The 20,303-nt window shown below is 70.3% G+C and carries 18 protein-coding genes; 9 read left to right on the forward strand and 9 right to left on the reverse strand.

The genetic code is table 11. The annotated features are described in order from the left end of the window. Positions 1 to 81 precede the first annotated feature (81 nt). Entirely contained in the window at positions 82 to 792 is a 711-nt protein-coding gene (locus I4J89_RS23110) for a GAP family protein (protein ID WP_196416135.1), read from the forward strand. 2 nt (positions 793 to 794) lie between these two features. Here the strand turns inward: I4J89_RS23110 and I4J89_RS23115 are convergent, their stop codons facing one another. Then, positions 795 to 1,154, reverse strand: a complete 360-nt coding sequence (locus I4J89_RS23115; protein ID WP_309238435.1) for a VOC family protein — start codon at positions 1,152 to 1,154, stop codon at positions 795 to 797. Between the two features lie 157 nt (positions 1,155 to 1,311). Here I4J89_RS23115 and I4J89_RS23120 point away from each other — a divergent pair, with 157 nt between their 5' ends. Continuing rightward, complete coding sequence (locus I4J89_RS23120; RefSeq protein ID WP_196416136.1) at positions 1,312 to 1,692, forward strand: VOC family protein; 381 nt, start codon at positions 1,312 to 1,314, stop codon at positions 1,690 to 1,692. A 112-nt stretch (positions 1,693 to 1,804) separates the two neighbouring features. Here the strand turns inward: I4J89_RS23120 and I4J89_RS23125 are convergent, their stop codons facing one another. Continuing rightward, positions 1,805 to 2,422, reverse strand: coding sequence for a TetR/AcrR family transcriptional regulator (locus tag I4J89_RS23125; RefSeq protein ID WP_196416137.1), 618 nt, complete (start codon positions 2,420 to 2,422; stop codon positions 1,805 to 1,807). A gap of 76 nt (positions 2,423 to 2,498) precedes the next feature. Here I4J89_RS23125 and I4J89_RS23130 point away from each other — a divergent pair, with 76 nt between their 5' ends. The 4 genes from I4J89_RS23130 to I4J89_RS23145 all read left to right on the forward strand — a co-directional run bounded on the left by I4J89_RS23130 (position 2,499) and on the right by I4J89_RS23145 (position 8,579). After that, complete coding sequence (locus I4J89_RS23130) at positions 2,499 to 2,906, forward strand: VOC family protein (RefSeq protein ID WP_196416138.1); 408 nt, start codon at positions 2,499 to 2,501, stop codon at positions 2,904 to 2,906. Between the two features lie 84 nt (positions 2,907 to 2,990). Then, complete coding sequence (gene gad / locus I4J89_RS23135) at positions 2,991 to 4,367, forward strand: glutamate decarboxylase (RefSeq protein ID WP_196416139.1); 1,377 nt, start codon at positions 2,991 to 2,993, stop codon at positions 4,365 to 4,367. Positions 4,368 to 4,382: 15 nt separating this feature from the next. Further along, the gene (locus I4J89_RS23140; protein WP_196416140.1) at positions 4,383 to 6,257 is read left to right on the forward strand and encodes an alkyl/aryl-sulfatase; all 1,875 of its coding nucleotides are present in this window, start codon (positions 4,383 to 4,385) and stop codon (positions 6,255 to 6,257) included. A 15-nt stretch (positions 6,258 to 6,272) separates the two neighbouring features. Beyond that, the gene (locus I4J89_RS23145) at positions 6,273 to 8,579 is read left to right on the forward strand and encodes a glycoside hydrolase family 3 C-terminal domain-containing protein (RefSeq protein ID WP_196416141.1); all 2,307 of its coding nucleotides are present in this window, start codon (positions 6,273 to 6,275) and stop codon (positions 8,577 to 8,579) included. Here the strand turns inward: I4J89_RS23145 and I4J89_RS23150 are convergent. Both I4J89_RS23150 and I4J89_RS23155 read right to left on the reverse strand, forming a co-directional pair. Continuing rightward, a complete protein-coding gene (locus I4J89_RS23150; RefSeq protein WP_196416142.1) occupies positions 8,487 to 10,928 on the reverse strand; it encodes an MMPL family transporter in 2,442 nt (813 codons plus the stop codon). The genes I4J89_RS23145 and I4J89_RS23150 overlap by 93 nt on opposite strands. Continuing rightward, positions 10,921 to 11,565, reverse strand: coding sequence for a TetR/AcrR family transcriptional regulator (locus I4J89_RS23155; RefSeq protein ID WP_309238436.1), 645 nt, complete (start codon positions 11,563 to 11,565; stop codon positions 10,921 to 10,923). The genes I4J89_RS23150 and I4J89_RS23155 overlap by 8 nt, the downstream gene beginning before the upstream one ends. Before the next feature lie 122 nt (positions 11,566 to 11,687). Between I4J89_RS23155 and I4J89_RS23160 the strand changes: the two genes are divergently transcribed. Continuing rightward, a complete protein-coding gene (locus I4J89_RS23160; RefSeq protein WP_196416144.1) occupies positions 11,688 to 14,354 on the forward strand; it encodes a penicillin acylase family protein in 2,667 nt (888 codons plus the stop codon). A 202-nt stretch (positions 14,355 to 14,556) separates the two neighbouring features. Here I4J89_RS23160 and I4J89_RS23165 read toward each other — a convergent pair whose 3' ends face one another. Then, the gene (locus tag I4J89_RS23165; RefSeq protein WP_196416145.1) at positions 14,557 to 14,808 is read right to left on the reverse strand and encodes a hypothetical protein; all 252 of its coding nucleotides are present in this window, start codon (positions 14,806 to 14,808) and stop codon (positions 14,557 to 14,559) included. A gap of 142 nt (positions 14,809 to 14,950) precedes the next feature. Between I4J89_RS23165 and I4J89_RS23170 the strand changes: the two genes are divergently transcribed. Further along, positions 14,951 to 15,418: a ricin-type beta-trefoil lectin domain protein gene (locus I4J89_RS23170; protein ID WP_196416146.1), complete on the forward strand. Its 468-nt coding sequence runs from the start codon at positions 14,951 to 14,953 to the stop codon at positions 15,416 to 15,418. A 74-nt stretch (positions 15,419 to 15,492) separates the two neighbouring features. Further along, positions 15,493 to 16,299 carry a DUF4142 domain-containing protein gene (locus I4J89_RS23175; protein WP_309238437.1) on the forward strand — a complete coding sequence of 269 codons (807 nt, stop codon included), beginning with the start codon at positions 15,493 to 15,495 and terminating at the stop codon, positions 16,297 to 16,299. Between the two features lie 2 nt (positions 16,300 to 16,301). Here the strand turns inward: I4J89_RS23175 and I4J89_RS23180 are convergent, their stop codons facing one another. Genes I4J89_RS23180 through I4J89_RS23195 form a run of 4 tightly spaced genes read right to left on the reverse strand, consistent with a single transcriptional unit; the run spans position 16,302 to position 20,214 of the window. Then, positions 16,302 to 17,117 (reverse strand): ABC transporter permease, encoded by an 816-nt coding sequence (locus tag I4J89_RS23180; RefSeq protein ID WP_196416147.1) that lies wholly within the window; start codon positions 17,115 to 17,117, stop codon positions 16,302 to 16,304. Further along, complete coding sequence (locus I4J89_RS23185; protein ID WP_196416148.1) at positions 17,114 to 17,971, reverse strand: ABC transporter permease; 858 nt, start codon at positions 17,969 to 17,971, stop codon at positions 17,114 to 17,116. Before I4J89_RS23185 ends, I4J89_RS23180 begins: the two co-directional genes overlap by 4 nt. Before the next feature lies 1 nt (position 17,972). Continuing rightward, complete coding sequence (locus tag I4J89_RS23190) at positions 17,973 to 19,178, reverse strand: ABC transporter substrate-binding protein (protein WP_196416149.1); 1,206 nt, start codon at positions 19,176 to 19,178, stop codon at positions 17,973 to 17,975. Continuing rightward, positions 19,171 to 20,214 carry an ABC transporter ATP-binding protein gene (locus I4J89_RS23195; RefSeq protein WP_196416150.1) on the reverse strand — a complete coding sequence of 348 codons (1,044 nt, stop codon included), beginning with the start codon at positions 20,212 to 20,214 and terminating at the stop codon, positions 19,171 to 19,173. Before I4J89_RS23195 ends, I4J89_RS23190 begins: the two co-directional genes overlap by 8 nt. Positions 20,215 to 20,303: the final 89 nt, after the last annotated feature.

Raw genomic sequence — 20,303 nt, forward strand, 5'->3', positions numbered from 1 at the left:
TACCTCGAATGATGTATGCGCCCGCGTGCCGGACATCCTTCGGCGGACGCGCCGACCGCGCGTGACCAGCACTCTCACGGCATGGATTTGGCGCTCCTCGGATCTCTCGCCGTGCTCGCTCTGATTGATTCGACAAGCTTCGGCACCCTGCTCATCCCGATCTGGCTGATGCTGCATCCGGGCCGGATGCGGCCCGGCCGTATCCTGGTCTTCCTCGGTACGGTCGCCACGTTCTACTTCGCCGTCGGCGTCGCCGTCGCGCTCGGCGCGGACGCGTTCCTGCCGCAGATCAACCGGGTGCTCGACACCTCGATCGCGATGCGGATCCAGCTGGTCATCGGCGTCGCCCTGTTCTTCTGGAGCTTCCGGCTGGAACAGAAGAACAAGACCGGCTCCGGCAGCGGCCGCCTGCTCCGCTGGCGGGAACGCGCACTCTCCGACGAGGGCGGCACCGGCGGCCTGGCCGCGCTCGCGCTCGCCGCGGCCGCCGCCGAGGTGACCACGATGCTGCCGTACCTCGCCGCGATCGGCCTGCTGACCACCGCGGAACTACCGGCGGCGCAGGTCGGGCTGGTCATGGCCGGCTACTGCCTGCTGATGATCGTTCCCGCGTTGCTGCTGCTGGCCGTGCGGCTGGCCGCCGGCGACTGGGTCACCAAGCCGCTGACCCGGATCAGCGACTGGATGGCGAACAGCAACACCCTGGCGTGGATCGTCGGCATCGTCGGCTTCCTGCTCGCCTACGACGCCGCCGCCCGGCTCGGACTGACCAGCTTCGGCAACGGCGGCTGAGATCATTTCGGCGGTTGCAGCACGCAGAACTCGTTGCCGTCCGGGTCGCCGAGGACGTGCCACACCCAGCCGTCCTCCCGGACCGGCTCGTCGGTGATCAGCCGGCCGCCCGCCGCGGTCACCCGGGCCACCTCGGCCTCCAGATCGGCGACGCGCAGGTCCAGGTGCAGCCGGTTCTTCACGTCGGTCTTCGGCTCCGGCACGCGTTGCAGCAGCAGCTCGATGCCGGGCCCGTCGATCGGCAGCAGCCTCCGGTACTGCCCCGGATCGCTGGAGGTGGCGCGATACCCCAGCACCTCACCCCAGAACTGCGCCGACCGATCCAGATCAGCGCAATCAAGAACAACCACCAGTTCGATCACGGCCGCATTCTTTCATCGGTACGGGTGATCGGCCGTCCGAAACCAGCGATGGCCGTCCCGCCGGCGCCACGCGACCGGCTGCCCACTCCCGGCCATAGCGCGGCCGCCGGGAAACGGACGGGCGGCGTGCCGGCCGGGTTGGGGTTACGGTGTGCCGATGGCTGAGACCGTACGGACGACCCTGGCGGCCACGACGATCAGCTCGCCGGAGCCGCGCAAGCTGGCCGAGTTCTACTCCCGCCTGCTCGGCTGGCCGGTCAAGGAGTCGGCCGACGGCTGGGTGGAGCTGTCCTCACCGGACGGTGGCCCCGGCATCTCCGTCCACGGCGAGGCGACCTACGAGCCGCCGGCCTGGCCGGCCCGCCCCGGCCGGCCCCAGATGCAGATGCACCTGGACATCGAGGTCGACGACCTGCCCCAGGGCGTCGCCCACGCGGTGGCGCTGGGCGCGACCGTCGCCGAGTTCCAGCCCCAGGACGACGTGCGGGTGTGCCTGGACCCGGACGGCCACCCGTTCTGCCTCTTCGTGCGCACCTGACGGCGCTGGTTCTTGTCCGGCCCAACGTGGGTGCTGTCTGGCGGCCGTTGAGACAGCGTCGAGCGTGGGCTAAGCAAGATCACCGCCGGGAGGGCGGGGACGGGTCGGCCGGTTACGCGTACCCCGAAGAAGCGGGACCGGCGGCGCTGCGCAGGCCGTTGAGCAGGCGCGTGAGGTCGGACCAGGTCTCCTCCAGCGCGGCATCGCGGTCCGGAGCCTCGGCGATGCGCAGGGCGGCCTCGTTCATCGCGCCGGAGAGCAGGGCGGACGTCGCCTCGGGCGAGGTGATCGTGAGGTGGCCGGTCGCGGCCAGGTCGGCGATGGCCTCGGTCAGGTGGTGGCCGGAGGCGGCGGCGTCCTGGCTGCGCCAGGTGCTCCAGCCCATCACCGCGGGCGCGTCGAGCAGCAGGATCCGCCGGTGGCTGTCGGTGACGCTCACGGTGAGGAAGGCCCGGCAGCCGGCGATCAGCCCGTCCCAGGGGTCGGCGGCCGCGTCGGCGGCGGCGGTCACCGCGTCGGCCACCCGCTGCTGTGCGGCGGCCGCGACCGCCTCGAACAGGGTCTGCTTGTTGCCGTAGTGGTGGTAGACCGCGCCCCGGGTGACCTGGGCGGCGGCGGCCACCTCCTCGAGGCCGACGGAGGCGTAGCCGCGCTCGGCGAACATGCCGGTCGCCACCTCCCGGATCCGCCGGGCGGTGATCTCGCTCTGCTCCTTGGTCGCTCGCGCCATGCCGGCCCCTTCTCTTACATACGCGCTGTATGTATAGTCGACTTACCTGCACAGTGTATGTAAAGGAGCGGACATCATGGCACTCACCAGCTCGTACCCCGTCCTCATGACCACCGACGTGGCCGCCACCGCGGCCTTCTACCGCAAGCACTTCGGTTTCGAGCCGACCTTCGAGGCCGACTGGTACGTGAGCCTGCGCCGCGGCCAGTGGGAGCTGGCCGTGCTGGACGGCGGCCACGAGACGATCCCGGCCGCCTACCGGGGGCGCAGCGCCGGCGGCATGCTGCTCAACGTGGAGGTCGACGACGTGGACGCCGAGTGGGAGCGCCTGGTCGGCGGGGGAGCCCTCGAAGCGCTGCTGCCGATCCGGACCGAGGAGTTCGGCCAGCGGCACTTCATCGTCGCCGGCCCGGACGGCGTGCTGATCGACGTGATCACCACGGTGGAGCCCGGCGAGGCCTACGCGGATCTGTTCGTCTCGTAGCCGAAGGTCTTTCATCCGCGGCGGAGGAGGTGAGGCCGCGCCGGCGTGGCTGAGATTGGTGGCAGCGACGAGGGGAGACGCGCGATGTTGAAGCATCCCAAGGCGGCCCGGTCGGTGCCACAGAGCCTGTCGGTGGCACCGCGGTTCGGGATGGAGGGGGTGACGATCCCGCGGCACGAGATGCCGGTGGGGGAGATGCCGCCGGACGTGGCCTATCAGATCGTGCACGACGAGCTGATGCTCGACGGCAACTCACGGCTGAACACGGCCACCTTCGTCACCACCTGGATGGAGCCGCAGGCCGACCGGTTGATGGCCGAGTGCTTCGACAAGAACATGATCGACAAGGACGAGTACCCGCAGACCGCGGAGATCGAGTCGCGGTGCGTGCACATGCTGAGCCGGCTCTGGAACGCGCCGGACCCCCGGCAGGCGACCGGCTGCTCGACCACCGGCTCCAGTGAGGCCGCGATGCTGGGCGGGCTCGCCCTGAAACGGCGGTGGCAGCGCAAGCACGCCCGTGGTGGGCGGCCGAACCTGGTGATGGGCATCAACGTGCAGGTGTGCTGGGAGAAGTTCGCCAACTACTGGGACGTCGAGATGCGCCTGGTCCCGATGGACGGCGAGCGTTTCCACCTCAACGCCGAGGAGGCCGTGAAGCTCTGCGACGAGAACACCATCGGCGTGGTCGCGGTGCTCGGGTCCACGTTCGACGGCTCCTACGAGCCGGTCGCGGAGATCTGCGCCGCCCTCGACGAGTTCCAGGCCCGCACCGGCATCGACGTCCCGGTGCATGTGGACGGCGCCTCGGGCGCGTTCGTCGCCCCGTTCGTCGACCCGGACCTGGTGTGGGACTTCCAGCTGCCCCGGGTGGCCTCGATCAACACGTCCGGGCACAAGTACGGCCTGGTCTACCCCGGCGTCGGCTGGATCATCTGGCGGGACGCGCAGGCGCTGCCCGAGGACCTGATCTTCTGGGTCAACTACCTCGGTGACGACATGCCGACGTTCGCGCTGAACTTCTCCCGGCCCGGCGCGCAGGTCGTCGCCCAGTACTACAACCTCCTGCGGCTCGGCTTCGACGGCTACGCCCGGGTGCACGGCTACGCCCGCGAGGTCGCCACCCGGCTGTCCGGGCTGATCGCCGACCTGGGCCCGTTCGAGCTGATCACCCGCGGTGACGAGCTGCCGGTGTTCGCGGTGAAGCTGCGCGACGGGGTCACCAACTACACGGTGTTCGACATCTCCCGGGCGCTGCGCGAACGCGGCTGGCAGGTGCCCGCGTACACGTTCCCGAAGAACCGCGAGGACGTGGCCGCGCTGCGCGTGGTGGTCCGCCGGGGGTTCACCCACGACCTCGCCGACATGCTCGTCGAGGACCTGAAGCGGCATCTCCAGCATCTCGACAAGCAGTCCGGCCCGGTGCACGACGCCGCCAACTCCTCGAGCTTCCACCACTGACCGAAGGGGCGATCCATGGCCAACCCCGCCAGCAGGACGATCGAGGCCCAGCACGAGTACCTGGCGAAAGCCCTGCCGTTCCACGACCGGCGCGACTTCGAGGACGCCCGGCGCGGTTTCGTCGCCGCGCTGGACCAGGCGCTGGTCAAGACCGCAGAAGGCCGGGTCGTCTGGGACAGCGACCCGTACGCCTTCCTCACCGGTGAGGCTCCCGCCACGGTGAACCCCAGCCTGTGGCGGCAGTCGCTGCTCACCAGCATCCACGGCCTGTTCGAGGTGGTTCCCGGCATCTACCAGGTGCGCGGACTGGACCTGTCGAACATCACCTTCGTCGAGGGCGAGCGCGGCGTGCTCGTCATCGACCCGCTGGTGTCCAGCGAGACCGCGGCGGCCGCCCTCGCCCTCTACCGGGAGCACCGCGGTGACCGGCCGGTGACCGGGATGGTCTACACGCACAGCCACGTCGACCACTTCGGCGGGGCCCGCGGCATCCTGCCCGGCGACCAGGCCGGCGGGGTGCCGGTGCTGGCGCCGGCCGGCTTCGCCCGGCACGCGGTCAACGAGAACGTGTACGCCGGCACCGCCATGTCACGGCGGGCCGCCTACATGTACGGTGCGGTCCTCCCACGCGGCCCGCAGGGGCAGGTCGGTGCCGGCCTGGGCCAGACCAACTCGACCGGCACGGTCACCCTGATCCCGCCGACGGTCGACATCGGGCACACCGGGCAGGAGGAGACCGTCGACGGCATACGGATGGTCTTCCAGATGGCGCCGGGCAGCGAGGCCCCCGCCGAGATGCACCTGTACTTCCCGGACCACCGGGCGCTGTGCATGGCCGAGAACGCCACCCACAACCTGCACAACCTGCTCACCCTGCGCGGCGCCGAGGTACGCGACCCGCACGCCTGGGCCGGCTACCTGTCCGAGGCGGCCGAGCTGTACGGCGGCGACCTGGAAGTGCTGTTCGCCTCGCACCACTGGCCGACCTGGGGCCGCGAGCGTGCCGTGGAGTTCCTGCTGCTGCAACGGGACCTGTACGCGTACCTGCACGACCAGACCGTCCGGATGATCAACGTCGGGATGACCGGTCCGGAGATCGCCGAGGCCATCCAGTTGCCGCCGGCGCTGGAGCAGGCCTGGCACGCCCGCGGCTACTACGGCTCGGTCAGCCACAACGTGAAGGCTATCTACCAGCGCTATCTCGGCTGGTACGACGGCAACCCGGCACACCTGTGGCCGCACCCGCCGGCCGAGGCGGCCCGCCGTTACGTCGACTTCATGGGTGGCGCCGACAGCGTGGTCACCAAGGCCCGGGCCACCGTGGACGCCGGCGACTTCCGCTGGGCCGCCGAGGTGCTCAACCACGTGATCTTCGCCGAGCCGGGTCACGGCGCGGCGCGTGAGCTGCTGGCCGACACGTACGAGCAGCTCGGCTACGGCTCGGAGAACGGCACGTGGCGCTGCGTCTACCTGTCCGCCGCCCACGAACTGCGGCACGGCTCATTCGGTACGCCGGCCACCACCAGTTCGGCCGACATGATCGCGCAGCTCACCCCGGAGCAGCTGTTCGCCGCCATGGCCATCCGGGTCAACGGCCCACGGTGCTGGGACGACGAGGTCCACGTCGACATCCAGCTCACCGACATCGGACGGAAGTACCGGCTGTCGTTGCGCAACGGCGTACTCACCCACACGGCGGCGCCCCAGCCCGATCTGGCGGACGCCACAGTGACCCTGCCGAGTGCCGTGCTTCCGCTGGCCGTGACCGTCGCCGACCCGGCCGAGCTGGCCGCCGCCGGGGTCACCGTGGAGGGGAACACCGCGGTGTTCGGGCGGTTGCTCGCCGCCCTGGACGAGCCGGACCCGGATTTCGCGATCGTCACCCCATGAACAAAGCTCTGGGGTGTGACTGACCTGCCTGAGGCCTCCGCCCTCACCCTTCGCCAGCAGGTGGCCCTGCTCTCCGGCAGCGACGCCTGGAACACCCAGCCGCTGCCGGAGGCCGGCGTGCCGTCCTGCGCGCTCAGCGACGGCCCGCACGGGCTGCGGTTCCAGGCCGACGCCGGCGATCGCCTCGGGGTCAGCGGCAGCGAGCCGTCCACCTGCTTCCCGACCGCGGTCACCGTCGCCAGCGCCTGGGACGAGGAGCTGGCCGAGCGGATCGGGCACGCCCTGGCCGTGGAGGCCCGGGCACACGGGGTGGACGTGGTCCTCGGGCCCGGCCTCAACATCAAGCGGCATCCGCTGTGCGGGCGCAACTTCGAGTACTTCTCCGAGGACCCGCTGCTCAGCGGGCGGCTCGCGGCGGCCATGGTGAACGGCTTGCAGCGGCACGGGGTCGGCGCCTGCCTGAAGCACTACGCGGTGAACAACCAGGAGTCGCACCGGTACGTGGTGGACGCGGTGGTCGACGAGCGGACGCTGCGCGAGCTGTACCTGTCCGGCTTCGAGTACGCGGTCAAGACCAGCCGGCCGTGGACCGTGATGGCCGCGTACAACTCGGTGAACGGGCATCCGGCCACCCAGCACCGGCGGCTGATCACCGGCATCCTGCGCGAGGAGTGGGGCTTCGACGGCCTGGTGATGAGCGACTGGGCGGCCACCAACGACCGGGTGGCGGCGGTGGCCGCGGGCATGGACCTGGAGATGCCGGGCAGCAAGGGCCTGTTCGACCGGGAGGTGCTGAAGGCGGTCGCGTCCCGGCGGCTGCCGGCCGAGCTGGTCACCGCCTCGGCGCAGCGGGTCCTCGACCTGGTGGCCCGGTCCGCGCGCACCAGGGGCCCGGCGATTCCGGTCGACGAGCACGACGCGCTGGCCCGGCGGGCGGCGGCCGCGGGCACCGTGCTGCTGACCAACGACGGGATCCTGCCGCTGGCTCCCGGCACCAGGGTGGCGTTGATCGGGGCGTTCGCGGACCAGCCGCGCTACCAGGGCAGCGGCAGTTCGCTGGTCAACCCCACGCGAATCAGCACGGCGCGCGCGGAGTTCGCGCGGCGCGGCATCGAGGTGGCCTACGCACCGGGGTACGACCCGAACGACTCGCACGCGGACCCGGACCTGATCGCCGAGGCCGTGGCGGCGGCCCGGTCCTGCGACGTGGCCGTCGTGCTGGCCGGACTGCCTCCGGTGTACGAGAGCGAGGGCTTCGACCGTACCGATCTGGGGTTGCCGGGGCAGCACGACGAGCTGGTCACGGCGGTGTGCGCGGCGAATCCGCGTACCGTGGTCGCGCTGTCCAACGGCGCGCCGGTGCTGATGCCGTGGAAGGACGCCCCGGCCGCGATCCTGGAGTCCTACCTGGGCGGGCAGGCCGGTGGGGCGGCGCTGGTCGACGTGCTCTACGGCGACGCTGAACCCGGCGGGCGGCTGGCCGAGACGTTCCCGGCGTCACTCGACGACGTGGCCGCCGAGCCGTACTTCCCCGGGGAGCCGCGCCAGGTCCAGTACCGCGAAGGCCTGTACGTCGGCTACCGGCACGACACGACCGCGCTCTTCCCGTTCGGGCACGGCTTGGGCTACACCACGTTCGACTGGTCGGACGTCGCCGCCGTGCGCGACACCGTCACGCTGACGGTCACCAACACCGGGACACGGGCCGGCTCCGACGTGGTGCAGGTGTACCTGCACGACCGCACCGGGGTGGTGGCCCGGCCCCGCCGCTCGCTCGCCGGCTTCGCCAAGGTCCATCTGGCGGCCGGGCAGAGCACGACCGTCACGATCGACGTGCCGGAGCGCGCCTACGCTTTTTACGACGTGGTGGCCCGCGAGTGGCGTACCCCGGCCGGCGAATTCGATCTGGAGATCGCCCGGTCCAGCGCCGATGTGGTGGCCACCGTGACGGTCACGGTGAGCGACGGCGTCTCGACCGCCGCCGAACCGGCGGGCACGCCGCCGATCGCGGTCACCGACGAGCAGTTCCGGCGCCGGCTCGGCCGCCCGCTTCCCCGACCGAGATCGGTACGCCCGTTCACCCGCGACTCCACGCTGGACGAGGTCGCCACCACCCAGCTCGGCCGGCTGTTCAAGTCGGCGCTGTGGCGGGCCGCCCCGATCGACGAGGCGACCCGCGACAACCCGGTCGAGCTCGCCATGTACGAGCACAGCCTGGCCGAACTGCCGTTACGCGCCGCGGCGATCTTCTCCGGCGGCAAGCTGCGCTGGCGCACCATCGACCTGCTGCTGCGCCTGTTCAACTCCTTCGGTCGCCGCTGAGTGCCGCCGCTCCAGCGCGGCGCCCTCCACGTCGACGTCGGGCAGGACCCGGTCCAGCCACTTCGGGATCCACCACGCCGAGTCGCCGAGCAGGTGCATGACGGCCGGGATGAGCAGCATCCGCACCAGGAACGCGTCCACCAGCACACCGAAGGAGAGCCCGAAGCCCAGCGAGGTGATGATCGCCGAGTTGGAGAAGATGAACCCGCCGAACACCGAGATCATGATGATCGCCGCGGCGATCACCACGGTGCGCCCGGCGTGCACGCCCTGCCGGACCGCGACCCGGGCGGGTGCGCCGTGCGCGTACGCCTCCCGCATGCCGGACACCAGGAACAGCTGGTAGTCCATGGCCAGCCCGAACAGGATGCCGATCAGGATGGTCGGCAGGAAGCTCAGCACCGGATTCGGATCGTGCACGCCGAAGATCTCGCCGAGCCATCCCCACTGGAAGATCGCGGTGAGCCCGCCGAACGTGGCGAACAGCGACAGGATGAAGCCGAGGGTCGCGGTGACCGGCACCAGGATGGACCGGAACACGAACACCATGATGACCATGGACAGGCCGACCACGACGCTCAGATAGCCGGGTAGCGCGTCGGCCAGCTTCGCCGAGATGTCGATGTTGCCGCTGGCGCTGCCCGCCACGCCCAGGGCCACATCACCGGGGAGCGGGGAGATGCTGCGCAGGTCGCGGACCAGCTGCTCGGTCGAGGAACTGGACGGCCCGTCGTCCGGGATCACCTGGAAGGCGAGCAGCGTGTTGTCGCCGGACTGCCCGACCGGGGCGACCGCGGTGACGTTCTGCTGCGCCAGCAGCACCGTGCCGATCTCGGCCTGCGCGGCGAGCAGGTCGTCCCCGACCGCCGGGGCCGGCAGCTCGGCCGTCACCAGCAGGGGCCCGTTCACCCCCGCGCCGAACTTCTCCTGAATCAGCTGGTACGCCCGGTACTGGGTGGAGTCCTGCGCCTCGGACGAGCCGTCCGGCAGCCCGAGCCGCATCGACAGGGCCGGCAGGGCGACGACCACCAGGACGGCCAGGCCGGCGATCACGGTGAGCACGGCACGGCCGGTGCCGATCGGCTCGGTCGGCGCGGCGGACGGCTTGCGGGCCCTGCGGTTGAGCACCCGCGGCCCGATCAACGCCAGCAGGGCGGGCGTGAGCGTGATCGCGATCAGGACGGCGACGGCGACACAGATCGCGCCGACCGTGCCCATCAGGCCGAGGAACGGCACGCCGGTGACGTTGAGGGCGAGCAGCGCCACCAGCACGGTAGCGCCGGCGAACACCACGGCGTTGCCGGACGTGCCGTTGGCCAGGCCGATCGACTCGTGGAAGCCGGCACCCTCCAGGAGCTGCCGGCGGTGCCGGTTCAGGATGAACAGGCAGTAGTCGATGCCGACCGCGAGTCCCAGCATCACGCCGAGCACCGGGGTGATGCTCAGCATGTCGACCACACCGGACAGTGACAGCGACGCGGTGACGCCGATACCGACACCGGCCAGGGCGCTGATGATCGGCAGGGCGGCCGCGATCGCCGTGCCGAGCATGACCAGCAGGGTGATCGCGGCGACGACGAGACCGGCGATCTCGCCCACGCCGAGGATCTCCGGAACGCTCTGGGTGATCTCGTTGGAGAACTCCACCTCGACGCCGGTGGGCAGGCCGGCGCGTACGTGGTCGACGACCCCCTCCTTGGTCTCCGGGGTGACGTCCATCTGCGCCTCGGTGAAGACGACCGGCGCGACCGCGGCGGTCCCGTCCTCGGACACCGTACGGATCTTCGACGACATGGTCAGCACCTGCTGGGACCGCTCCAGCTGCCGGCGCTGCGGTTCCAGCTCGGCCCGCTGCTCGTTCAGCGTGGCCTGTTGCTCCTCCAGGCCCTGGACACCCAGCGCGCGGGCGCCGTTCAGCTGCCGCTGCCCGGCGTCGAGTTGCTCCAGCCCGGCCTCCACCTGCCGCCGGCCCTCCGCGACCTGTGCGGTCTGCTCGTCGACTTGCTGCTGGGTCGCGAACGGATCCCTGGTCGCGGCGACACCGTCGAGCTCACCGGTGGTCGTCAGCAGCGCGGCGATCGCCGTACGCTGCGCGGCCGTGAAGGCCGACCCGTCGCTGGTGTGAAAGACCAGCGTCCCGTTGCCGCCGGCCACGCTGGGCAGGCGGTCGGCGAGCTTGTCGGTGACCTTCGCCGTCTCCGTGCCCGGGATGGTCACCTGCGAGGACAGGGTGCCCCCGGCGGCCAGGTAGCCGGTGACGGACAGGCCCAGGATGACGATCCAGGAAGCCAGGACGGTCCAGGCGCGCCGGGCGCACCAGCGGCCCAGGCGGTAGAGGAACTCAGCCAACGTGATCCGATCTTTCTTGGTAGCCCGTCCGGATGCGTTCGATCAGGCGGTCGAGCAGGTGCCACCAGAGGGCGCGGGACTCGTCGTCGAGGGCGGCCGCGGTCGCGGTGAGCCAGTGGTTCACGATCACCTCGGTGCCGTGCATCAGCGAGCTGACCAGCAGCTCCGCCTCGAGCCGATCCTGTTCCGGGTGCCGTTCCGCCAGCTCGCGGGCCAGCTCGTCGGTGGTGCGGGAGAACGTCGCCTGGAAGATCTGCCGCGGGCGAGGGTCGCCGGCGTGGAAACCGCCGAGCGCCCGCCACAGGAAGGCGACGACGCCCGGCACGTCCGTGGCCCGCAACGCGCCGGCCACGTCGTCGAACATCGAGGCCCGGCTGCCCTTCGCGAACGACGCCAGAAAGTTCTCGATCACCACGCCGAGGGCCTCGGTGCAGGCCGTGGTCACCACGTCGTCGATGGACGCGAAGTGATTGAAGATCGTGCGCCGGGAGACGTCGGCGCGCTCGGCCAGCTGGTCGACGCTGAACCGGACCGCCCCGCCCTCGGATATCAGGGCATGCGCGGCGTCGAGGATCGCCCGCCGGTGCCGCGCCTTCAGAGCCGCGCGGCGATCGGTGGGCGGTTCCACGTACTTCACGGTGGCTACATTAGGTGCATCGTTGCACGAAGTGCAAATACATGCTCGTCCCTGACCTTCATCCATGAGCGTCACTCCGGCGAATCCACGGTGCCAACTGAACCGAGGTATGGGAGCCGCTCATGCGCCTCGCCCTGTTAACCGCCGGCCTGATGGCGGCCGGCACACTCGTCGCCCTCCCGGCCGGGCCCGCCCACGCCGCCGCCTCCGTCGTGCGCGACGCCGACGGCGTCCCGCACATCAAGGCGGCCAGCGCGAAAGACCTGTTCTACATGCAGGGCTGGGTGCACGCCCAGGACCGGCTGTTCCAGATGGACGTGACCCGGCGGCGTGCCTCCGGCACCCTCGCCGAGCTGCTCGGCCGCGGCTCGCTCGCCGGCGATCAGCAGATGCGGCCGATGGGACTGCGGCGTACGGCCGAGAAGAGCCTGCCGCTGCTGTCTCCGCAGACCCAGGACGCGCTGCGGGCGTACGCCGCCGGCGTCAACGCCTGGACCAGCCGCAACAGGCTGCCCGGCCAGTACGCGGCGGTACAGGTCAGCAAGATCCCGCCGTGGACGCCGGTGGACAGTCTGGTGGTCAACAAGGCGCTCGCCTTCACCCTCTCGTTCGACCTGGACATCGACCGGACCACGAACGTGCAGGCGTACGACGCGGCCGGCCTGGACGGGCACACCGCGGTGTTCGGCGACCTGTTCCCGTTCGCGCCGTTCGCCGAGGCGTCCCCGGTGATCGACTCCACGGCGGTCAAGACCAGGACGACACCGACCGGGCTCGCCGCCGACTATTTGGAACGCGCCCGGCAGGCCCCGATGATCACCGCGGCTTTGGACCGCTCCGGCGACCGGGGCTCCAACTCGTGGGTGATCGGCGGCGAGCACACCGCGACCGGCAGGCCGATCCTGGCCAGCGACCCGCACCTGAGCCTGGAGACGCCCGCCACGTTCCACCCGATCACCCTGGAGGGCGGCGGCTTCGACGTGCAGGGCGACAGCCTTCCCGGTACGCCGTTCATCGTCCTCGGCCAGAACCGCGACATCACGTACGCCGCGACCCAGCACTTCGCCGACGTCACCGACACGTACATCGAGAAGATCGAGAAGGACCCGGCGTCGCCGAGCGGGCTGTCCACCGTCTACCAGGGCAAGCGCGAACCGGTGGTGGCCATCGAGGAGACGTTCCGGGTCAATCCGCGTACCCCCGGCAAGCTGGACGTGCTCGACGCCGAGCCGCCCGGCCGGACCCTGATCGTGCCGCGCCGCAACAACGGCCCGCTGCTGTCGGTCGACGACCAGGCCGGCACCGGCCTGTCGGTGCAGTACACCGGCTTCTCACCGACCACCGAGCTGGAGGCCTTCCGGCGGCTCAACCCGGCCCGCGACGTCGACGACTTCGGCGAGGCCATCCAGCACTTCGACGTGGGCGCGCAGCACTTCGTCTACGCCGACCGCAAGGGCACCATCGCGTACTTCACCAACGCCGAGGTGCCGATCCGCGAGGACCTGCAGGCCGGCGAGGTCAAGGGCAACCCGCCCTACCTGCTGCGGGACGGCACCGGCGGCAACGAGTGGCTCCCGGTCACCAACCGGCAGCCCAACCAGTCCCTGCCGTACGAGATCCTGCCGTTCAGCGAACTCCCGAAGGTGATCAATCCGCCGGCCGGGTTCATCGTGTCGGCCAACAACGACCCGACCGCCAACACCTTCGACAACGACATGCTCAACCAGCTGCGGCCGGGCGGCGGGATCTCGTACCTCGCCTTCTTCCACAACGGCTTCCGCGCCCGCCGGATCACCGACATGGTCCGGGCCGCCATCCGCAAGGGCCCGGTCACCGCGGCCGACGTGCGGGCCATGCAGGCCGACACCACCGCCCTGGACGGCCAGTACTTCACGCCGCTCGTCGCGCAGGCTCTCCAGCGCGCCCGTACCAGCAAAGTCCCTTCGCTCGCCGAGCTGGCTTCGGACAAGCGGATCGTCGAGGCCGCCGGCCGGCTGGCCCGCTGGCGGCACACCTATCCGACCGGCATCCCGCAGGGCTACGACGCATCCGACCGCGACGGCAAGCTGAGCACCCCGTCGCAGCAGGAGATCGACGAGAGTGTGGCCGCCACCATCTACGCGCTGTGGCGCGGCCGGTTCGTCGTCAACACGCTCGACCAGCACGTCCAGCGGATCTCGCCCAAGCTGCCGGTCGCCGACGCCCAGTCCGTCATCGCCGTGCGCCGGCTGCTCGACGACTTCGGCACCCGCAAGGGCGTGGGCCGCTCCGGCATCGACTTCTTCGCGGTGCCCGGCATCGCCGATCCTGCGGATCGGCGCGACTTCCTCATCCTCAAGAGCCTGGGCGACGCGCTCACCCTGGCAGCCTCCGACAACTTCAAGGCGGCGTACGCGAACTCCACACGGCAGAGCGACTACCGCTGGGGCAAGCTGCACCGGATCACGCTGACGTCCCCGCTCGGTGCGCCGTACACCATCCCGTCCGACGGCAACCGGTTCACCTCACCGCTGCCCGGCCTCCCCGGCATCCCGGTCGACGGCGGCTTCAACGTGCCCGACGTCTCCAGCCACCCGGTCCGCGCCGACGCGCCGGACAGGTTCACCATCAGCCTGATCCCGGCCCGCCGCTTCGTGGCCTCGGCGACCGCGTCCGGCTGGACCACGGTGAACTCGATGCCCGGCGGCGCGAGCGAACAACTCGGCGGCCGCTTCGAGCAGAACCTGCTGCCGCGCTGGCTCACCAACGACACCTACCCACTGCGCCGCTTCCCCACGGCGGCCGGCTGAGGTATGCCCGGGGTGGCGATCCGCTACAGCGGTTCGCCACCCGCGGCGTCACTTGCGGGCGACATTCACTGGCCGGCGTGGTGGCGGGGCTAGAGGGCTGGGTCCCCAAGCGGTGATCTTGCTTGGCCCGCGCTCAGTGCTGTCTCAACGGCCGTCAGGCAGCACCCATGTTGGGCCGGACAAGACCCTGACCACGAAGGCTCTAGCGTGCCGCACCATGCCCCTTCGCCTCGCGCGGCCTGTCGACGATGAGGCGGTGGCGGCCGTCCAGCGGGCGGCCTTCGGGCCCGGGCACGGCGAGACGGTGGCCGGTCTGGTCGCCGCCCTGCGCGATCAGTCCGCCGAGGCCGGGCGGCTGCTCGACGACCTCTGCGTCACGCTGGGCTTCTGCCTGCCGCCGGAGGGCGAAGCTGCGGCTGTGCGCGTCGCCGCCGCGTGGCGTGGACGCTTTCACCGACGCGGTGCTCGAGGCCGAGGGAGTGGCCGGCGGTCACCTCCGCCGCCCGGTGCGGGCGCTCGTCGAACAGCATATGAACCGCCGGACCGTTTGACCGGTTCTCGGTGAGCGGCCGCGCGATCTTACTTAGAGTGTGGGCATGGCCACCCGTCGTACCCTCGCCCTGTTCGTGGCCGTTCCCGCCCTGCTCGCCGCACCCGGCACCGCGGTGGCCGCGCCGGCACCGCCGCCGCTGCTTCAGGGGTGGATCGTCACCGAGCAGGCGCCGGGACGCTGCCTCACCGGTGGTGTGATCGGCACGGTTGTGCACACCAGCGCCTGCCGGCCGGGACGGCCGGCCCAGAGTTTTTACCAGACCAGCGAGGGCCACTTCACCAACAACGGCAACTGCGTCGAGCCGGACAAGCGGACTCGCGGCGGCATCGTGCGGGTGACCGCCTGCACCTACACGAACGACCAGGACTGGTGGTTCAGCACCACCCTGCGCGCCGGCCGGTTCGGCCGCTGCGTCACCGAGGTCAGCGTCGACAAGGCCGGCCGGGGCACCGTACGCCTGCGCGACTGCGCGGACACCGTCAATCAGAGGTGGCGGATCCGGGCCCGGTAGTTTCGCACCGCGACAGCTGATCCGATCCGGTCATTGCTGCGTATCTCCGGTTACCTGTCGTCAAGGAGGTTCGCGTGGCCGCTGTCGGCTTGAGCTCTGGGTGGCGCCGTCTGTGTAGTGCGGCGCTCCTCGCCACTGCGCTGATTCTGCTCGTGCCGGATAAGGCACGAGCCGCACCGGACGTGCCGGTGCCGCCCGAGAACCTGCTCTCCGACCGGGGGCGGGGCGAGATTTCGGACGCCGACCGCGACTTCGTCGTGAAGGTCCGGCTCGCCGGGCTGTGGGAGATCCCGGCCGGGGAGATGGCACAGCAGAAGTCGGACAGCGCGCGGATCAAGCGGATCGGCCGCAACATCGCGGACCAGCACGTCGCGCTCGACGAGCTCACCCGCAACGCCGCGAAGAAGCTGGACATCGAGTTGCCGGACGAGCCCAACAAGGACCAGAAGGGCTGGCTCGCCGAGATGGAGGAGGCGGAGGGCGCCGAATTCGACGACGTCTACATCGACCGGCTCCGGGCGGCGCACGGCAAGATCTTCCCGGCGATCGCCACGATCCGGTCGAGCACCCGCAACGACACGGTACGCAAGCTCGCGCAGCAGGCGAACCAGTTCGTCATGACGCACATGACCCTGCTGGAGAGCAGCGGCATCGTCGACTTCGCCGCGCTGCCCACCGCGCCCGCACCGTCGGCGGCGGCAGCGGCTCCCACTCAGGTGCTGTCCGCGGCCGAGGACGCCCCGTCCTCCGGAGCAAACGTTCCCCTGGTGCTGGCCGCGCTGGCCGGCGGGCTGGCCGCGGGCGCTTTCGCCACCCGGCAGCTCGCCGGCAGCCGCCGGCCGGCGTACCGTTCGCGCCGGTCCCGGTATTACGGCGGCTGACGTCACGTGCGGCTGGCGCCGGCCTCCGGGCCGGCCAGCCGCTGTGCCAGCCAGACCGGGATCACCGACAGGACGATCAGGACGGCCGCGACCACGTTGACGATCGGTGCCTGGTTGGGCCGGAACAGGTTGTTGAAGATCCAGATCGGCAGGGTGGTCACGCCCGGCCCGGCGGTGAACGTGGTCACGATGATCTCGTCGAAGGACAGCGCGAACGCCAGCAGCCCACCGGCGAGCAGCGCGGTCCGGATCATCGGGAACGTGATGAACCGGAACGTCTGCCACGGCGACGCGCCCAGGTCCGCCGAGGCGTCCTCCAGGCTCGTTCCCGTGCGGCGCAACCGGGCGAGCACGTTGTTGTAGACGATGACGACGCAGAACGTCGCGTGCCCGACGATGACGGAGAACATGCCCTTGCCGATGCCCAGGTCGCCCATGACGGACCGCCAGGCACTGTCCAGGGCGATGCCGGTGACGATGCCGGGCAGCGCGATCGGCAGGATGATCAGCAGGGAGACGGTGTCGCGGCCGAAGAACGCGAACCGCTGCACGGCGAACGAGACCATGGTGCCCAGCACGAGGGCGATGGCGGTCGCGCCGAGCCCGGCTTTCACCGAGGTCAGCAGGGCCTGCCGGGCTCCCTCGTTCGCCCAGGCGGCCGCCCACCACCGGGTGGTGAGGTCGTCCGGGGGCCAGGCGAACGTGCGGTCGCCGTTGAACGAGTTGACCAGGACGAGCAGCAGCGGCACGTAGATGAAGACCAGGCCGAGGCCCATCGCGATGCGCAGCGACCAGCGGGCGGCGGGGGAGAGGGTCACAGTTGCTCCAAGGCGCCCGAGCGGCGTACCGCAACCAGGTAGATGACCATGACGAGGACCGGGATGGTGGCGATCGCGGCCGCGAACGGCAGGTTGTTCGCCGCGCCGATGTTGGCGTAGACGACGTTGCCGAGCAGCTGGGTCTTGCCGCCGACGATCTGCACGGTGATGTAGTCGCCGAGCGACAGCGAGAACGTGAAGATCGAACCGGCGAAGACCGCCGGGACCAGGATCGGCAGCACGATGGCCCGGAACGTACGCCCGGCCCGCGCGCCCAGGTCTGCCGACGCTTCCAGCAGCGAGTCCGGCAGCCGTTCCAGTCCGGCGTAGATCGGCAGGATCATGTACGGCAGCCACAGGTAGGACAGCACGACGACGGTGGCGAACAGCCCGTAGCCGGGTCCGCGACCGGGGCCGCCGAGCAGCGTGTCGACCGGTCCGCCGTTGGCGAACAGGATCCGCCAGGCGTACGCCTTGACCAGGTAGCTGGCCCACAGCGGGGTGAGGATCGCGATCACCAGCCAGTGCCGGGACCGGGCCGAGGCGACCTTGGCCATGAAGAACGCCATCGGTACGGCCACGACCACACAGATGGCGGTGACCGCGGCCGCCACCCCGATGCTGCGCAGGGTGACGGCCCGGTAGACCTCCTCGGTGAGGATGGTCCGGAAGTTCGCCAAAGAGAACTCCCGGACCGTCTCACCGGTGAACCCGTTGACGGTCCAGAACGCCGACACCAGCAGCACCGCGAGCGCACCGAGATAGGCGACGACCAGCCAGAGCAGCGGGGCGGAGAGCAGCCCGGCCAGGCGCAGGCGCGGGTGCCGGTGCAGGTACGAACCGAGAGCCGTCACGTCATCCCTTGACCGTCGTCCAGGCCTGGGTCCAGGCCGCGTAGTCCTTGCACGTCACGTCGGTACGCCCGTCGACGCACTGGGCCAGCGGCGTGGTCCAGTACCAGACCTGGTCGAAGTAGGCCTCGTCCTCGGCGTGGAACGTGGTGCAGTGCTGCGGGTCCTTGGTCTTGCCGCAGGACAGCTTGTTCGACGGCGCCTCACCGAACCACTCGGCGACACCGGCGTTGGCCTCCGGCGAGATGATGTGGTTCATCCACAGGTACGCGCAGTTCGGGTGCTTCGCCTTGGCGGAGACCATCCAGGTGTCGGACCAGCCGGTGGCACCCTCGGACGGCAGCACCACCTCGACCGGCGCCTTGTCGGCCTTGGTCAGGTTCGCGATCACCTGCCAGGTCGTGCCGAGCACCGAGTTGCCGGCCTTGAACGCCTGCACCTCCTTGGTGTAGTCCGACCAGTACTCGCCGATCACCTCGTTCTGCTGCTTCAACAGGTCGACGGCCGCCTGGAACTGGGTGTCGTCCAGCGCGTACGGATTCTTGATGTTGAGTTCGGGTTTGGTCTTCATGAGGTACAGCGCCGCGTCGGCGATGTAGATCGGCGAGTCGTAGGCGGTGATCTTGCCCTTGTACGGCGACGCCGGGTCGAACACGACGCTCCACGAGGTGGGGGCCGGCTTGACCACGTCGGTGCGGTACATCAGCAGGTTCGCGCCGCGACCGTGCGGTGCGCCGTAGGCCTGGCCGTCCACCGAGTTCCAGGTCTTGTTCTTCAGCCCCTCGAACACGTCCTTGTAGTTGGTAAGCAGATCGGTGTTGACCGGGGCCACGTCACCGCCGTAGATCAGCCGCAGCGACGCGTCACCGGAGGCGGAGACCACGTCGTACTCGCCGGTCTTCATCAGCGCGACCATCTCGTCGGACGTGCCGGCCACCTTGTTGTTGACCTGGCAGCCGGTCTCCTTCTCGAAACCGGTCACCCAGTCGACGGCCTTGTCGGTGGTGCCGTCCTCGACGTACCCGGCCCACGACACCACGTTGACCGTGCCCTCGCCGGCGCCCAGCGACGCCATCTTGTCGATCTTCGGCACCGCCATGCCGCCGGGACCCGAACCGCTGCCCTCGCTGTCTCCGCCACCGCCGCAACCGGCGAGCGTGAGCACGCCCGCCGCGAGGGCCGCCATGACCATCCTGCTGCTGCTATGCATTCGCGGTCTCCTTGTCATTCGGGGGGATCTCGACGACGTGGTCGTCGAGCCAGCTCAGGCGCACCCGCTGGGCGCGGGCGGCGAGCGGGGCGCCGTTGTGCCGGTTCTGCGCGACGACGACGACCCGGCCGCCCGCGTCGAGGTCGACGACGTACCTGGTGACCGGCCCGGCATAGATCACCTCGGCCACGGTGCCGGGCGTTCCGGCCTCGGCTTCGCCGTCGGCCGTCAGGAGGATCTTTTCCGGACGTACGGAGAACGCGCCCTCGCGGTGGAAGAGGGCCTTCGCGGTGTCACCGCTGAACACGTTGGACGTTCCGACGAAGCCGGCCACGAACGAGCTCGCGGGTTTCTCGTACACCGCCTCCGGCTTGCCCACCTGGGCGATCCGCCCGTGCTCGAAGACCGCGACGCGGTCGCTCATGGTGAGCGCCTCGTCCTGGTCGTGCGTGACGAAGACGAAGGTGATGCCGGCCTCGCGCTGGATCGCCTTGAGCTCCACCTGCATCTGCTCGCGCAGTTTCCGGTCCAGTGCGCCGAGCGGTTCGTCGAGCAGCAGCACCTTGGGCTGGTTGACCAGGGCGCGGGCCAGCGCCACCCGCTGGCGCTGACCACCGGACATCTCGGCCGGCTTGCGGTCGCCGAAGCCCGCCAGGCGAACCTTGGCCAGCGCCTCCTCGGCGCGGACACGACGTTCCCTCCTGGGCACTCTGCGGACCTTCAGGCCGTACTCCACGTTCTCCATCACGGTGAGGTGCGGGAACAGCGCGTAGTCCTGGAAGACCGTGTTCACGTCCCGCTCGAACGGCGCCAGCCGGGTCACGTCCCGGCCGCCGAGCTCGACCGTCCCGGCCGTGGGCAGCTCGAACCCGGCGATCATCCGGAGCACCGTGGTCTTGCCGGATCCGGACGGCCCGAGCATCGAGAAGAACTCGCCGTCGGCGATCTCCAGATCGATGCCGGCCACCGCCTCGACGCCGCCGAACGACTTGCGGAGTCCGGTGAGCCGGATGGCCGGTGTGGATGTGTCGGTCACGTGGCGTCCTCCGGCAGCGAATTTTCGGAAAACGTATGGCGTTAGACTTTAAAGGTCAAGGCTGCCCGGTAACCGCTTGGTAAACAGCC

Source organism: Actinoplanes aureus (assembly GCF_015704865.1).
Taxonomy (GTDB): domain Bacteria; phylum Actinomycetota; class Actinomycetes; order Mycobacteriales; family Micromonosporaceae; genus Actinoplanes; species Actinoplanes aureus.

What these genes read in the sequence shown, in the direction of transcription:
- I4J89_RS23160 (WP_196416144.1), top strand. Translation starts at nt 11,688, where the DNA reads ATGCGCCTCGCCCTGTTAACCGCCGGCCTGATGGCGGCCGGCACACTC.
- I4J89_RS23170 (WP_196416146.1), top strand. Translation starts at nt 14,951, where the DNA reads ATGGCCACCCGTCGTACCCTCGCCCTGTTCGTGGCCGTTCCCGCCCTG.
- I4J89_RS23140 (WP_196416140.1), top strand. Translation starts at nt 4,383, where the DNA reads ATGGCCAACCCCGCCAGCAGGACGATCGAGGCCCAGCACGAGTACCTG.
- I4J89_RS23130 (WP_196416138.1), top strand. Translation starts at nt 2,499, where the DNA reads ATGGCACTCACCAGCTCGTACCCCGTCCTCATGACCACCGACGTGGCC.
- I4J89_RS23110 (WP_196416135.1), top strand. Translation starts at nt 82, where the DNA reads ATGGATTTGGCGCTCCTCGGATCTCTCGCCGTGCTCGCTCTGATTGAT.
- gad (WP_196416139.1), top strand. Translation starts at nt 2,991, where the DNA reads ATGTTGAAGCATCCCAAGGCGGCCCGGTCGGTGCCACAGAGCCTGTCG.
- I4J89_RS23125 (WP_196416137.1), bottom strand. Translation starts at nt 2,422, where the DNA reads ATGGCGCGAGCGACCAAGGAGCAGAGCGAGATCACCGCCCGGCGGATC.
- I4J89_RS23120 (WP_196416136.1), top strand. Translation starts at nt 1,312, where the DNA reads ATGGCTGAGACCGTACGGACGACCCTGGCGGCCACGACGATCAGCTCG.
- I4J89_RS23190 (WP_196416149.1), bottom strand. Translation starts at nt 19,178, where the DNA reads ATGCATAGCAGCAGCAGGATGGTCATGGCGGCCCTCGCGGCGGGCGTG.